This window comes from Nodularia harveyana UHCC-0300 (assembly GCF_034931085.1).
Lineage (GTDB): Bacteria > Cyanobacteriota > Cyanobacteriia > Cyanobacteriales > Nostocaceae > Nodularia > Nodularia harveyana.
Genome location: NZ_JAYGHG010000002.1, coordinates 132,628 through 147,329 on the forward strand (window position 1 = coordinate 132,628; position 14,702 = coordinate 147,329).

Sequence of the window (14,702 nt, forward strand, 5' to 3'; positions counted from 1 at the left end):
CTTTTCTTAGCGTTCCTCTGCGTTTAAAAAAAGGAGAATTTCCCTCAATGGACAGTTCCATCAACCCAGAAGAATTGCAAATATCTCACCACCATACAGGCGTTGAACACGAACACGACGAAGAAGGCAACAAAATGTTTGGCTTCATCGTGTTTCTCCTCTCGGAAAGCGTCATCTTTCTGAGTTTCTTCGCCGGATATATCGTCTACAAAACCACAACTCCTAACTGGCTACCAGCCGGAGTTTCCGGGCTAGAAATCACAGAACCTGCAATCAACACAGTCATTCTGGTTTCCAGTAGCTTCGTGATTTACTTAGCAGAACGCGCCCTGCAAAACCACAATTTAAAGGGATTTCGCATATACCTCGCCGCTACAATGGCAATGGGTAGCTACTTTTTAGTAGGTCAAGCCATTGAATGGAGTAACCTCGAATTTGGCTTTACTTCCGGGGTATACGGTGGGATGTTTTACTTGCTAACTGGTTTTCACGGTTTGCACGTTTTCACCGGTATTCTGTTGCAGTTAATTATTTTTGTCCGTTCTTTCCTTCCTGGTAACTACGATTCTGGTCACTTTGGCGTAAATGCGACATCGTTATTTTGGCACTTTGTCGATGTGATTTGGATTATTTTGTTTATCCTAATTTATCTTTGGCAATAGGTTTTTGGGGATGCTTCACTTTAGTAGGTGGTGTCCCCAATTTTTAAGGTTGAAAGATAATTTTTTTCACGCAGAGGCGCAGAGGCGCAGAGAGGAAGAGTGAAAGAGATTTAGTTTTAGCATTTCATCTTCAAATTCGGTAATGCTGATTATTTTATTTTGGTAAAAATGATGTTGCAATCAATTGAAGGTGTTTACAAACACGGTAAGGTGGAACTTAGAGAAATACCATCTGATATTGGTATGAGTCGTGTGATTGTGACTTTTTTAGATGCTAGAAAAAATCAACCTAAAAAACAAATGATGTCCTTTGGGATTTTTCACGGGAATCACCAGTCAACGGCGGCAGATTTCCATATTGCAGAATTTTATGATGATATCGAGGATAGCTTAGATTGGTGATAATTAGTTATGAAATATGTGATAGATACTCATGCTTTAATTTGGTTTCTCGAAGGTAATTCTCTATTAAGTGAAAAGGCTAAATTTATCCTTTCTCAAGCTAATTCTCAGTTAATTATTCCGGCAACGGTATTAGCTGAGGCTGTTTGGATTGTGGAAAAAGGGAGAACATCTATTCCTGATCCTAAAGATATATTTTCTATAGTAGAAGCTGATAGCCGTGTGGTAATTTACCCGTTTGATAAAGATGTGGTAGAAATGACTATGAGATTATCTGCTATTGATGAAATGCACAATAGGCAAGTTGTAGCAACTGCACTAGTTCTAGGAAATAAAGGTGAAGATGTGGAGTTATTGACCTGCGATGAGAATATCACTAATTCTGGTTTGGTTGCTATTATATGGTAATTTGTAAACTACTCAATTTTCTCTTATCTTACTATCTGCATAACATCCAATTATACTTATAATCATCAAAATCTAAACGCTCAAAAACATGGTTAGATGAAAATACTTTTTTGCATTAGTTCGGTGAAATAATATAAATGTTATTAAATATAGCCTAATTTTAGTATAAGTGCAATTGGAATATTACCCAAGGAAATAAATTGAGCGGTTGTAATGGCTCCATAAATAACAGTGTATTGAGTTGTTTTCTCTTTGGTTTTGAACTCTAAAATCGTCATTTTATGTATAAAATTTCCACCTGGAACACTCTATCACATAAAAGTTACCTTCAAATGGTGAGGCTTTAGACCCTGTTTTTTGGTAAAACTAAGAGTGCAAACTTAGAAGTATTAACTATGACTACTCAAGCAGTATCTCCAGCTTTACTCAGTCAATTTCAAATGGGAGATCTAACACTCAAAAATCGCGTTGTCATGGCTCCACTGACACGCTCAAGGGCTGGTGTTACACGTATGCCCAATAGCCTTATGGCAGAGTATTACGTTCAACGTGCTGGGGCTGGGTTGATTATCGCAGAAGCAACTGTGATTTCTCATCAGGCTAATGGCTGGGTAAATTCTCCAGGTATTTATTCAGAAGAACAAGGTGAAGCTTGGAAAGAGATTGTATCTGCTGTTCACGCTCAAGGAACGCCGATTTTTCTACAATTATGGCATTGTGGGCGAGCTTCACACAGTAGTTTTCAAGAAAATGGTCAACTGCCAGTAGCACCATCTGCAATTAAGATAAATGCAGATTCCGTTCACACCCCCAATGGCAAAGAATCCTATGAGACCCCACGGGCGCTGGAAACGGATGAAATACCGTTAATCGTGGAGGATTATCGTCAAGCGGCTCAAAGAGCAAAAGCAGCAGGGTTTGATGGGATTGAAATTCACGCCGCAAATGGTTATTTAATTGATCAATTTCTACAATCCAAAACGAATCAGCGAACTGACCAGTGGGGAGGAGATATGAAAAATCGTTATCGTTTCCTCAAAGAAATTGTTGAGGCTACTTTGACTATATGGCCATCAAATCGGATTGGAGTCCGCTTATCTCCGAATGGTGTTTTTAATGATATGGGTTCTCCAGATTACCGAGAAACTTTTCTCTATATAGCTGAACAATTAGATAGTTATGGGTTAGCCTATCTTCATTTACTTGATGGGTTAGCTTTTGGATTCCATGAGTTAGGAACACCGATGACATTAGCCGAGTTCCGCAATGTTTTTAAAGGGACACTTATGGGTAATTGTGGCTATACCCAAGAACAGGCAGAAGCGACTATTAAAAGTGAACTTGCCGATTTAATAGCCTTTGGTCGTCCATTTATTAGTAATCCTGACTTGGTGGAACGTTTTACTCATAATTGGCCACTGAATCCACCCGCAGAAATGAAAGATTGGTATTCTTTTGTACCACAGGGTTATATTGATTTTCCTACTTATCAGGAATCTGAAATTACTTCCTAGAAGTTTATATTTCACTTCACCTTTTTATATAGTGAAATAATCTATTTTGGTTGGGGGAAAATTATTTTATTTGCTGAATAAATAGGCAGTTAAAGTTAGTTTTCCTCACCATCCTACTCAAAATTTATTATGTGGGATTATCTATGGTGTAGCGGAAATTAGTTAAATTAAGCCTTGGTCTAATTCAAAATATTGTAGAGTCAAGAATAGTGCTAAGTATTACCCTACTCAACTCACACCATGACTACTACACCCTTAAGCTGGGAAGAACTAGAAACCCTCACAGACTATAAAATAGATACTGTTAATGGTCCCACGAATCCTAAAGCGCGGTTACGCTTGTTTGGTCGGACTGAATCTGATGTGCGGGTAACGCTGTACCGCGATAATCATGCTTGGTGTCCTTACTGTCAAAAAGTTTGGTTATGGCTAGAGGAAAAACAGATCCCCTACCGCATCGAAAAAGTGACAATGTTTTGCTATGGGGAGAAGGAAAGTTGGTACAAACGTAAGGTCCCATCAGGAATGCTCCCTGCGATCGCACTAGATGGACGGATTATTACGGAAAGTGATGATATTTTGATCGCTTTGGAAAGGGTTTTTGGTCCATTGAACCAAGGGATGGAAGACGACAAGGTGCTTCCACTACGTCAATTAGAACGAATTTTATTTAGAGCCTGGTGTATTTGGCTGTGTTCTAGAGCAGGTTCTTCTCAACAAGAAAAACGGAATCGAGAGCAATTTATCGGCGTGGTGGCTAGGGTTGAGGAGGCTCTGGGTCGCACACCAAGCCCTTACTTTCTGGACAGTTTCGGCATCGTCGATGTGATTTTTACGCCATATGTCGAACGGATGAATGCGAGCCTTTACTACTACAAGGGCTACTCTCTGCGTGAGGAAAATCCTCGCCTGAGCGCATGGTTTACGGCTATGGAAAGCCGACCGACCTACTGCGGTACTCAAAGCGACTTTCACACCCATGCACATGATTTACCTCCCCAGATGGGGGGCTGTTGGGAAAACGGCGAAGCTCAGATGCTTGTGAATAAAGCGCGGGTGGATAACGGTCCCTGGTTTGGGCTACCAGATGTTACTTATCCAGAACCGGAAAACTCCCGGATGGAAGCTCTTAAACGAACTATCGAACACCGTGTGAATATTATCCGAGTCAACCCGTTAGATGATCAGTTGTTTGATCAAGCGCTACGTTGTGCTTTAACACAGATGATGACTGGTGAGGACTGTGTACCTCCATCGGGGTCTGATGTTGCTCTAAGATATCTGCGCGATCGCATTAATGTACCACGAGATATGTCTATCTATGCAGCCAAGCGATTGAGGGAATCCCTGGAAAAAACCGCAGCCCTTGCAGGTGATGGTCAGCCAGAACCCATTCCCACTAAGCATCGACGAGACCAAGACCCGGCTAACTTTGTCATTCATTAGTAAAGTCAGCGCTGGTGCGATCGCATTACACTCAAAAAATGGCATTACTGAATTGAAGCATGAAATCACTGATCTTAGACTCTTATTCTCTACGACTCTGCGTGAATAAAAATCATACTCTTAATTCAGTAACGCCTTAATCAGATAACTTTTAACTATGAAACCGATTATGAAAAACCGTAGTTATAGACCTTTTCTTCACCTGAACGGGGTACAATTGCCCAAAAAATTGTATCACCCATTGCTGGTAATGATAGCTCAAAAATCCAATTTTCTTCTACAGTTTCGCCATTTTCTGCGGTGCTAAGTTCAGCAGTAGGATATAAAGTCAATACCCCACCTTCGTTCAGATAAGAACGCACTTTTTCAGTAGCCATTGCTTTAGTAACATCACCAGTTAAGTCAAAAGAACCAGGATCATTCATAATTAATCCTAAAGGACTTTCAATCTCATTGTCATCTTCCAGAAAACTCTGAATTGCTAAGGATACAGCTTCGGTAAATGTGACTTTTCCACCTAAAGACATTTGTTTGTTAACTGCATTATAGGTAGCAACAAACTTTAATTCCGGAACTTTGAATTCTTTTTTGATTCCGGCTACTGTATTTCTACCATAAGCTAAAGTAGAAACATTGTTTCCTGCTGCATCAAAAAGTTTAGCTTCGTCTCCAGCATCATTCCAAATTGCGCTTTTACTACCAAAGGAGAAACCACCAGTTTCAGGATGTACTTCATTTGTGTAAACACAGAAACTTTTTCCACCTTCTAAAATAGTACCTTCTGGGAAAGTGAATACTTGTTTAGAACTACCAGCAGAGGTGATTTTCCAACCAGAAATATCAGATGGAGTCTTATCAGTGTTGCTAATCTCTATATATTCATCCGATTGAGTCCGTTTGACTTGACCTTTATGAACTAATTTGGAAATAGTTACACCTTGAGTTGCAGTGGTGGTAAATTCGTCTGAGTCAGTAACTGGTGTTTCTGGTGTTGGTTCTGGTGCGGGTTTAATAAATTCAGCATCTGTAGAAATAACTTCCAGTCCCCATTCATTACCAATACCAGTACCCCAAGTTGTCACACCTTGTTGTGAGTCAGGACGATGCAAATAATCCCCTTTCCACGACTTCAGTTTAATTTTGTTGTCACCAATTAACTCGACAACCCACTCATTACCAATACCAGTACCCCAAGTTGTCACACCTTGTTGTGAGTCAGGACGATGTAAATAATCCCCTTTCCACGACTTCAGTTTAATTTTGTTGTCACCAATTAACTCGACAACCCACTCATTACCAATACCAGTATTCCAAGTTGTCACACCTTGTTGTGAGTCAGGACGATGTAAATAATCTCCTTTCCACGACTTGAGTTTAATCTTTGTTCCTGATATTAAATTTGCAACACTGGAAGCAGATGCTGCTACACCTGAATAAGATACAATCCCCAAAACAGAACCACTGTTAGGAATATGTTCCCAGTTGCTGGTTAAGGTTTTTCTTGTCCATAGTTGATTATCCATACCGATACCAACGATAGTACCGTCTGGCATGACTGTAATCCCCAAAACAGAACCACTGTTAGGAATATGTTCCCAGTTGCTGGTTAAGGTTTTTCTTGTCCATAGTTGATTATTCATGCCAATACCAACTATAGTACCGTCTGGCATGGCTGTAATTCCTAAGACTGCACCACTGTTAGGAATATGTTCCCAGTTGCTGGTTAAGGTCTTTCTTGTCCATAGTTGATTATCCATACCGATACCAACGATAGTACCGTCTGGCATGGCTGTAATTCCTAAGACTGCACCACTGTTAGGAATATGTTCCCAGTTGCTGGTTAAGGTTTTTCTTGTCCATAGTTGATTATTCATGCCAATACCAACGATAGTACCGTCTGGCATGGCTGTAATTCCTAAGACTGCACCACTGTTAGGAATATGTTCCCAGTTGCTGGTTAAGGTCTTTCTTGTCCATAATTGATTACCCATACCAATACCTATCAGAGCAGGTACGGTGGTTTCATCACCAGAAAATAAGCTGGAGATATCACTCTCATTCAAGGCTGTGTCGTAAACACTAAAACCACTATATCGAGCGTTAGCTGCAAATTTATTCTCAAATCCTGCAAGAGAACGGCCTAGTTTAAAAGCGTTACCATTAGCAATATTGGTTACTCCTTTGCCTGTAGTATTGCCTGAAACTACTCCGTCAATATAAAGTTTCAGAGATGTACCTTGGCGTACTACTACTATATGATGCCATTTGCCATCATTGAACCCAGCAGTTTTACTGTCTACAGCTATATAGTTAGTACCATTCTGATCTTGATCTACTTCTACTGAAATTATACCAGCTGGTCGTGATTCATGTTTACCGGTCATCCGAATACAGAAAAAGTTGCCATGAGACCCGGCTGTACGGTTTCCTGCTATATCAAAGTACCGATGGGATTCACTTGTCTGCACCCAAAAAGCTACGGTAAAATCGTTGCTGCCAAATTGACCAATCTCAGTACCAAAGGAAACAAAGGAATCATCTGCACCAGTAATGTGTACTGATGTGTTACCTTTTGGTCCTTGATTATCTATAGTTGCATTAGATAATGTCCCTTTAATTTCCGATATGTTTTTTTTCGCTGTAAGCAGACATGAAAATGAAGTCGTCATGGTAATTATGTATGTAAATAAATTGATTTTCCTAAGTGATATTACTACTAATGACACTATTATTTGGATAATTTAAAAAAGAATTAATGTGGTAAATTAGACATCAACAGCGAATTAATAATTTAGCGCTGGCGCGATCGCACATCCCCACACCCCAAAAAGCGATACCTTCGGTCAGTTTCGCTAACGCATTCTCACATCTCAAAAGAGCGATGACTTATATATGGTGTACAGTTGAGTTAAGGTAATAACATCAGCCAAATTTTCTGATAGTAAAAGTATGTTGCAAGCAATTGAAGGAATTTACAAAGATGGTAAAGTAGAACTTAAAGAATTACCATCTGATATCTCAGAAAGTCTTGTTATTGTCACCTTTTTAAAATCACCAAAAAATCACCAAAAAATCACCAAAAAAATACAGTTTGGTATGTTTTCTGGAAATCATCAGTCAGAGGAAGCGGATTTTGAAATTACTGAATTTCATGGGGATACTGAGGATAGCCTAGACTGGTCATAATATATTATGAAATATGTCCTAGACACTCATGCTTTAATCTGGTTTTTTGATTGAACCGCTCCCGTTTCCCCGAAGTCTACAATTTATTTGCTTGATTCTAGCACAGGCGATCGCCTTCGGTTTGGTACAAAAAATTTACACAGTAATTTATTTTTCACCATTAATAATTTTCTGAATTGTTTGATTCGATACTCCTAAAATTTCTGCAAAATTGCTAGGATTAATATCTAAATCATCTAAAATATCTGCAATTACTTCACCTGGATGTATTGGTCTTACTAATCTATCTTGAGTAATATCTTGCAAATTATTCATAATCAATACTCCTTAAATATTTTAACTTACAGCATATTCTGTAAACTGCCTCATAAAAGGAGACTGAAAACCTAACACAATATCATCCTTGGGAACTCCCGCAGCTACCAAATTAGCAGCAATATCATCTTCTGTACCATTCCATTGCAGCCAAATTTTATCACCTTTAATATCAATATGAATGATACAACTATGTACCCAATTTTGACCTTCCCAACCAACATTAACTATTTGATAATGGTCACGTACTGTATCAAAAATTGTCTCAACTTCTATATTGCCGTAAGCTGGTCTTTGCTTACTATATTCCTGTAATATTTCTTGTACAAGCTGGCGATATCTAGTTAATGTATCCATTTAAAAATTACCTCTTGCTCTACATCATAAACAAGCATTTTTAACTGATTCTCTGATATCATATCTTTGGGAAAATCAAGTTGAAAAAATGTTTTGTAAGTCGTTAAAGGAACTGGTAAATGAGGGATTTGAAGAGGATCTAGAAGAATTGGATTCTTGTTTTTTTCTGACGAGTATGATCATAATTAATTCTCTGCATTAATATTGCTAGATATACCGCCCAATAAAGGTTTTAATATCAGACTACCATCAGCATTGCGTTCAATTTTGATTAACTCATTAATTTGACATAATTCAAAAAATTGATCATGAGTTATTTGAATTATTGGAGGTAGATACAACGTTATATTATCCATATAATAATCTATGCTTTGACTGATTTTTCAGCAGCATTAGTCAAAATTTCATCCATCCAAGCATTGATACTTTTTCCAGCTTTTTTAGCTGCAATAAAAATTTTCCGATGATGTTCTGGAGTTGTACGAAATGGTAATTTACCGGAAAAAGGTTTATCCGGTTCTTCTCCTAATTCTTCACAAAAAGCTAAATAACCATCAATAGAAGTTTCAAATTCTTGACGTGCTTCTTCTACAGTTTTCGCTTTAAAAGTAATTACATCATTAATATCAAGAACACGACCAAAAAGTATTCCTGCTTCTACATCTACTTCAATTGATGCTGTATATCCTTTATAAGTCAACATAACTCTAATAACCTCAACTAGATTTTATTGTGGTAGGGGCAATTTTTGGAATTACCCCAAATCTTCAATATGGACTAATTATAAATCAACTAATTATGGTTCAACTCCTGCTTTTGTCAAAAATTCTCTCACTGATTTAACCGCTCCTTTATCGGTTTCTTTTTCTGGATGTGGTTCATGAAAATAACCTCTAACATCATTTAATTTAACTCTAACTCTTGAACCGCTACCTTGACTAATATCAGCACCCAAAGCTGCAAATAAATTTTCTATATCTTGCCAAATAATGTTTGCTGGTACAGGATTTGTAAAAATTAATTCTAAAGTTTTTCTTTGTTTACTATTTAGATTCATTACTCCCCGGTGATGTTACTACTGGTTCATAAGCCAGCCAAGCGAGAGAAAGTTGTAACCTTTCAATAAAGCTACTAACATCACATATCAAGTTTAAAAGCGTTGAACCTAGTTTTCCAGAATGTTTCATTGTTTTGTTAACACCTTTCTTTAATTTGTAATTGGTTACGACCTCACTATTATGATATCATATTGTGATATCAATAGGTCAACTAAAAGAATAATCTCAAAACAGTTGGTTACTCTGGGTGATTAATTTATCATCATAAATACATAAAAAATAGGGACACAGATATCCATGTCCCTAAACTTGCTACGCGTTATCTAGACTGAGAATTTTTAATCAATTCCTTCAATCCGATTTTCTACCTCCTGATACAACTCTCTCAACTTGTCTAAATTCTCCTCGCTCGTCTCCCAATAACCGCGACCATTGACTTCCAACAAAGTAGAAACAATCTTGCGGAAAGAATGAGGATTGAGATTCATCAGACGTTTCTGCATTTCCTCATCTTTGATGAAGGTTTCGTTCGTGTCCTCATAAACCCAGTTATCCACAGCGCCAGCAGTCGCACTCCAACCAGTGGTATTTACCAACCGTTTAGAAAGTTCGCGCACACCTTCGTAACCGTGAGACAACATCCCCTCATACCATTTGGGATTTAATAACTTAGTCCGCGCATCCAAACGCACAGTTTCTGATAGACTTCTCACCTGTGCATTCGCGGTAGTTGTATCTGCAATGTAAGAAGCTGGTTTCTTCCCATCTTTACGCAGACTTGCAACTAACTTGGTGGGGTCAGAGTCAAAATAGTGAGAAACATCTGTTAAACTGATTTCTGAAGAATCCAGATTTTGGAAAGTTGCATCAGCAGTTTGCAAGGAAGTTTCAAAAATCTCCCTCGACTCATCCATTACACCAGGATTATCAGAATTGAAAGAGAAAGATTTGCGTTTCAAATACATTTCTTGCAATTCCGCTTCACTATCCCAAGTGCTATTCTCCACCGCTAAGTTGATGTTAGAAGAATAAGAACCGGAAGCGTTGGAGAAAACACGGGTTGCTGCTTGACGCAGATTTATTCCCATTTCCTCTGCTTGCTTCACAGCGTGCTTGCGGACAAAGTTCATTTCCACAGGTTCATCTGCTTCTGCGGCCATTTTCACACCTTGGTCAAGGAGGTTCATTTGGTTAATGAACAGGTCACGGAAGACACCAGAACAGTTAATTACTACGTCAATTCTCGGACGACCCAATTCTTCCAAGGATATCAATTCCAACTTATTCACCCGTCCCAAAGCATCGGGAACTGGACGCACACCAATCATCCACATAATTTGTGCCAGTGATTCCCCGTAGGTTTTGATGTTATCTGTACCCCAGAGGACACAGGCGATGGTTTCTGGCCAGTTACCTTCGTTTTCTGCTTTATTCCGTTCTAACAGCCTATCAACAACAACTTTCGCTGATTGAACAGCCGCAGATGTGGGGATAGATTGGGGGTCTAGGGCGTGTATATTTTTACCTGTGGGCAATACGTCAGGGTTACGGATGGGGTCGCCACCGGGTCCTGGTAAAATATATTCACCTTCCAAACCTTGGAGAAGTCCACCGAGTTCGTTATCTGCACAAACTTGTTTTAAGCAAAATTCCAAATATTCAAACAGGGGTTTTAACGCAGAGGTGTCAACGTTGTTAAAACCTGATTGATATAGAGATTCTACCCAAGGTTCTCTTTTACCCATGTTGAAGAAGTTCAACTTGGAAACTAGGGAAACTCTACCTTCTGCATCAATTTGTTCTTGGACTAAGGCTGTGACTGCTGCGCGGGTAGCTTGGGTGATATCTTGTAATAACTGCACATCAGCTAAAATGCCGGCATCGTTACTTCTGTAGATATCTTCAATGTTGCGTCCCAGACTCTGAGCAATAATGCTGGGTAGACCGATGATATCATCTTCTTCACGATCTAGACTAGCAATATTTACCAAAGTTGCGATCGCTTCTTCTGCTGTCGGTGGTTTACCAATTACGTGTAGTCCACATGGTAACAAGCGGGATTCTATTTCCATCAACTTGCGATAAACGCTACCAACGACATTATCCCGTTCTTCGGGTTTCATATCCTTAGCATCAGTGTCTGGTAAGTGAATATCTTGATCCAGATTGACGATACGGGCTTTGTCTATGATAGCGTTAATAATGGAAACACCGCGTCCACTATCTTTCAAAGTTTGGTAAGAAGCAATTAACTCACCCAGTTCTTTCAAACCTTTGTACAAACCGGCATTTTCCGCAGGTGGTGTGAGGTAAGAAATGGTTTCTGCATAACTGCGACGTTTAGCAATTGTCGCTTCACTGGGGTTATTAGCTGCGTAATAATACAGGTTAGGAATTGTGCCAATTAGTTGGTCTGGGTAACAATCACCAGACATCCCCATTTGCTTACCAGGCATAAATTCCAACGAGCCGTGTGTACCAAAGTGTAACACAGCATCAGCGCCCCAAATCCTTTCTAGGTAGGTGTAGTACGCTGCAAAACCGTGGTGCGGACTAGCGGAACGGGAGAATAATAAGCGCATGGGGTCGCCTTCATAACCAAAGGTGGGTTGCACACCAATGAAGACGTTACCGAATTGCTTACCATAAACTAAGAGGTTTTGTCCATCGCTGTTGAGGTTTCCGGGAGGTGGTCCCCAGTTTTCTTCTAAGCGTTGGGAGTATGGTGTCAGTGCTTCATATTCGGGGACTGACATTTTGTAAGCAATGTTGAGTTCAGGACTTGCGTACTGTGCTTGTGCGTCGTGGATGACTTGTTCCATCAACTCTTGCGCGGTTTCGGGGATGTCTTGGACATCGTAACCGTTGTTTCTCAGTCCTTTCATGACTTCATGAATAGAACCGAATACGTCTAAATATGCAGCAGTTCCCACGTTACCTTTATCGGGGGGGAAGCTGAAAACGGTGATGGCGACTTTTTTGATTAATTTGGGTTTGCGTCGCAGGTTAGCCCATTTTAATGCCCGTTGAGCTACGATTTCTACTCTATCTTGGAGTGCGATCGCCTTACCTGTTGCCCCATCTTTACCTGATAATATGATTGGCTCAATTGCGCCGTCAAGTTCAGGAATAGCAATTTGTAAAGCTACTTGAATGGGATGTAAACCTAAATCGCTTTCTAGCCATTCTTCGGTGGTTTGGAAGACCAAAGGTAAAGCCACCATGTAGGGACGGTTGAGGCGTTTTAATGCTTCTATAGCTTTAGGATGATCTTGTCTAGCGGGTCCACCCACCAAAGCGAAACCAGTTAAGGAAACAACCGCATCTACTAACTGTAATTTAGTTGTAGGTTCATAGAAATAAGCTTCTATTGGTTTAGAGAAATCCAAACCACCAGCAAAGACAGGGAGAACTCTTGCACCTAATGATTCTAATTCCTGGACAATTGCTACATAATGTGCATCATCTCCGGTAACAAGGTGAGTTCTTTGTAAAACCAAACCTACGCATGGTGCGAGGGGATCTTTGAGGTTTCGGGAAATATCCCTGCGGACATCATACCAATTCAGGTATTCTCGCACATCTTCAAACATATTTGGCGCTAGAGGATGCCAAATACCCATGTCAGGATAAACAACTGGTGCTTCATATTCAGCAGCAGCTAATTTTTCTTTGTCTTCCCCTTTGAGGACGTATTTATCAGCCAACATTAATAGGAAGTTTTCCAGGTTTTCGGCTGAACCACCTAACCAATACTGAAAACTCAGCATGAAGTTACGCGCGTCTTGTGCTTTATCAATGGGGAGGAATTTCAGCACTTGGGGAAGGGTTCGCAGCAACTTCAGCATTCCATCTTGGAAACCAGCGCCAGATTTTTCTTTGCGCTTCTTCATGAAGTTGGCGATAACACTCTTCGATTGTCCTAATTGCGCCAAAGAGAAGCTACCCATTTTATTGAGGCGCATTACTTCGGGCATTGAGGGAAAGACAACCGATACGTCTAGGTTATCACGATGGGGTTCAACCGCCGCAACTACTTTTTGTGCTAGGTCTTCAATAAAAATTAGAGAAGCAATGAATATATTAGCGGTGGCTATATCGCGCTTGAAGTCCTCATAATTGTCTGAGTTGCGTAGTTCTTCAATCAAGTAACCGCTAATTTCTATCGCTACGCTGGGATGATTAGCGTTAATTTCCCGCACTGCTTGCGATAAAGAACTTTGATATTGGGACTCAAGGACAATGTAAACGACCTTGATTAACTTACGTCCCCGTAAATCGTCAGGTGCAATATGTCTAATTGTGGACTTGACCTGGGTGAACATTCAGATAGGCTCCTTTGAGGCGTGTTCTCGTGAAGTTCATCATGGCTGATATGGCCGTTTGTAACTTCAATTATTTTCGGCAATAAGAGTTTTTTAGCAGAAAACTCTGATTCTGTGGGGGTTTTATCCTATATCTGACACAAAATGATATAGAAAACAACATAATTATTAGCAAATCTTAACAAAGAATGCAGATTCTCTCACCTGATTTTAAATTTTGTTTACATAGCTAAATAATTACTTAGTTATTAAATAACGGAATTATTCAGCAAATTTGACATTTTGTAGTTCTATTTGACACCAGGAACTCCAAGAGTATGACAAAATAAAGCTATTAATTAGTAACTAATAATATAAAATAGGATATGAGATAGTTAAATTTTCTCCCTGAACATTCAATGAGGATATGACCATGAATGCTTTAACTGTCAATTTGAAATCATTAATAGAAATGACTGATGAGCAGTTTTTTCACCTATGTCAAAATAACCCGGAATTGAGATTTGAAAGAAATGCAAATGGAGAGTTAATAATTATGCCACCAACGGGAGGAGAAACGGGAAATCGTAATGCGGGTATTACTGCTCAACTTTGGATTTGGAATGATCAAAATCAGAAGGGTATAGTTTTTGATTCTTCTACTTGTTTTAAGTTACCAAATGGTGCAGATCGTTCTCCTGATGCCTCTTGGATCAAGTTAGAAAGATGGAATGCTTTAAGTGATGAAGAAAAACAAAAGTTTCCTCCCATTTCTCCTGATTTTGTAATTGAGTTACTTTCTCCTAGTGATAGTTTGAAGACTACACAGGAAAAGATGCAGGAATATATAGATAATGGTGTGCGTTTGGGGATATTAATTAATCGGAAATCTCGTCAAGTGGAGATTTATAGACCGGGAAAAGAGGTTGAGGTTTTGGATTCTCCTGCTATGGTTTCGGGGGAAGATGTTTTAAAGGGTTTTGTTTTACATTTGGGGATGATTTGGTAGAATAAGCTCCTTTGAGGCGTGTTCTCATGAAGTTCATCTCA

Annotated in this window: 16 protein-coding genes; 7 read left to right on the forward strand and 9 right to left on the reverse strand. The window is 39.4% G+C overall.

Annotated features, from left to right (window positions below; translation table 11 throughout):
- Nucleotides 1-47 precede the first annotated feature (47 nt).
- The 5 genes from VB620_RS02180 (at nucleotide 48) to VB620_RS02200 (ending at nucleotide 4,432) form a co-directional block, all read left to right on the forward strand.
- Entirely contained in the window at nucleotides 48-662 is a 615-nt protein-coding gene (locus VB620_RS02180; protein WP_323194489.1) for a cytochrome c oxidase subunit 3, read from the forward strand.
- Between the two features lie 171 nt (nucleotides 663-833).
- Nucleotides 834-1,064, forward strand: coding sequence for a hypothetical protein (locus VB620_RS02185; protein WP_323194605.1), 231 nt, complete (start codon nucleotides 834-836; stop codon nucleotides 1,062-1,064).
- A 9-nt stretch (nucleotides 1,065-1,073) separates the two neighbouring features.
- Entirely contained in the window at nucleotides 1,074-1,472 is a 399-nt protein-coding gene (locus VB620_RS02190; RefSeq protein ID WP_323194490.1) for a type II toxin-antitoxin system VapC family toxin, read from the forward strand.
- 395 nt (nucleotides 1,473-1,867) lie between these two features.
- Entirely contained in the window at nucleotides 1,868-2,986 is a 1,119-nt protein-coding gene (locus VB620_RS02195; protein ID WP_323194491.1) for an alkene reductase, read from the forward strand.
- Between the two features lie 240 nt (nucleotides 2,987-3,226).
- Nucleotides 3,227-4,432, forward strand: a complete 1,206-nt coding sequence (locus tag VB620_RS02200; RefSeq protein ID WP_323194492.1) for a glutathione S-transferase family protein — start codon at nucleotides 3,227-3,229, stop codon at nucleotides 4,430-4,432.
- 167 nt (nucleotides 4,433-4,599) lie between these two features.
- On the opposite strand, the gene VB620_RS02205 is transcribed toward VB620_RS02200, so the two are convergent.
- A complete protein-coding gene (locus VB620_RS02205) occupies nucleotides 4,600-7,101 on the reverse strand; it encodes a lamin tail domain-containing protein (protein WP_323194493.1) in 2,502 nt (833 codons plus the stop codon).
- Between the two features lie 280 nt (nucleotides 7,102-7,381).
- On the opposite strand from VB620_RS02205, the gene VB620_RS02210 reads away from it, so the two are divergent.
- Nucleotides 7,382-7,618, forward strand: a complete 237-nt coding sequence (locus VB620_RS02210) for a hypothetical protein (protein ID WP_323194494.1) — start codon at nucleotides 7,382-7,384, stop codon at nucleotides 7,616-7,618.
- A gap of 147 nt (nucleotides 7,619-7,765) precedes the next feature.
- On the opposite strand, the gene VB620_RS02215 is transcribed toward VB620_RS02210, so the two are convergent.
- The 8 genes from VB620_RS02215 to VB620_RS02250 all read right to left on the reverse strand — a co-directional run bounded on the left by VB620_RS02215 (nucleotide 7,766) and on the right by VB620_RS02250 (nucleotide 13,673).
- A complete protein-coding gene (locus VB620_RS02215) occupies nucleotides 7,766-7,933 on the reverse strand; it encodes a helix-turn-helix transcriptional regulator (RefSeq protein ID WP_323194495.1) in 168 nt (55 codons plus the stop codon).
- 21 nt (nucleotides 7,934-7,954) lie between these two features.
- Nucleotides 7,955-8,290 carry a XisI protein gene (locus VB620_RS02220; RefSeq protein WP_323194496.1) on the reverse strand — a complete coding sequence of 112 codons (336 nt, stop codon included), beginning with the start codon at nucleotides 8,288-8,290 and terminating at the stop codon, nucleotides 7,955-7,957.
- Nucleotides 8,278-8,439 (reverse strand): element excision factor XisH family protein, encoded by a 162-nt coding sequence (locus tag VB620_RS02225; protein ID WP_323194606.1) that lies wholly within the window; start codon nucleotides 8,437-8,439, stop codon nucleotides 8,278-8,280. The genes VB620_RS02220 and VB620_RS02225 overlap by 13 nt, the downstream gene beginning before the upstream one ends.
- Nucleotides 8,440-8,475: 36 nt before the next feature.
- Nucleotides 8,476-8,646: a Uma2 family endonuclease gene (locus VB620_RS02230; RefSeq protein ID WP_323194497.1), complete on the reverse strand. Its 171-nt coding sequence runs from the start codon at nucleotides 8,644-8,646 to the stop codon at nucleotides 8,476-8,478.
- A gap of 8 nt (nucleotides 8,647-8,654) precedes the next feature.
- On the reverse strand, nucleotides 8,655-8,993 hold the full coding sequence (locus VB620_RS02235; RefSeq protein WP_323194498.1) for a type II toxin-antitoxin system HicB family antitoxin: 339 nt from the start codon (nucleotides 8,991-8,993) through the stop codon (nucleotides 8,655-8,657).
- A 93-nt stretch (nucleotides 8,994-9,086) separates the two neighbouring features.
- Nucleotides 9,087-9,347 carry a type II toxin-antitoxin system HicA family toxin gene (locus VB620_RS02240; protein ID WP_323194499.1) on the reverse strand — a complete coding sequence of 87 codons (261 nt, stop codon included), beginning with the start codon at nucleotides 9,345-9,347 and terminating at the stop codon, nucleotides 9,087-9,089.
- Entirely contained in the window at nucleotides 9,334-9,477 is a 144-nt protein-coding gene (locus VB620_RS02245) for a hypothetical protein (protein WP_323194500.1), read from the reverse strand. Before VB620_RS02245 ends, VB620_RS02240 begins: the two co-directional genes overlap by 14 nt.
- Before the next feature lie 209 nt (nucleotides 9,478-9,686).
- Nucleotides 9,687-13,673, reverse strand: coding sequence for a magnesium chelatase subunit H (locus VB620_RS02250; RefSeq protein WP_323194501.1), 3,987 nt, complete (start codon nucleotides 13,671-13,673; stop codon nucleotides 9,687-9,689).
- 412 nt (nucleotides 13,674-14,085) lie between these two features.
- On the opposite strand from VB620_RS02250, the gene VB620_RS02255 reads away from it, so the two are divergent.
- The gene (locus VB620_RS02255; RefSeq protein WP_323194502.1) at nucleotides 14,086-14,661 is read left to right on the forward strand and encodes a Uma2 family endonuclease; all 576 of its coding nucleotides are present in this window, start codon (nucleotides 14,086-14,088) and stop codon (nucleotides 14,659-14,661) included.
- Nucleotides 14,662-14,702: the final 41 nt, after the last annotated feature.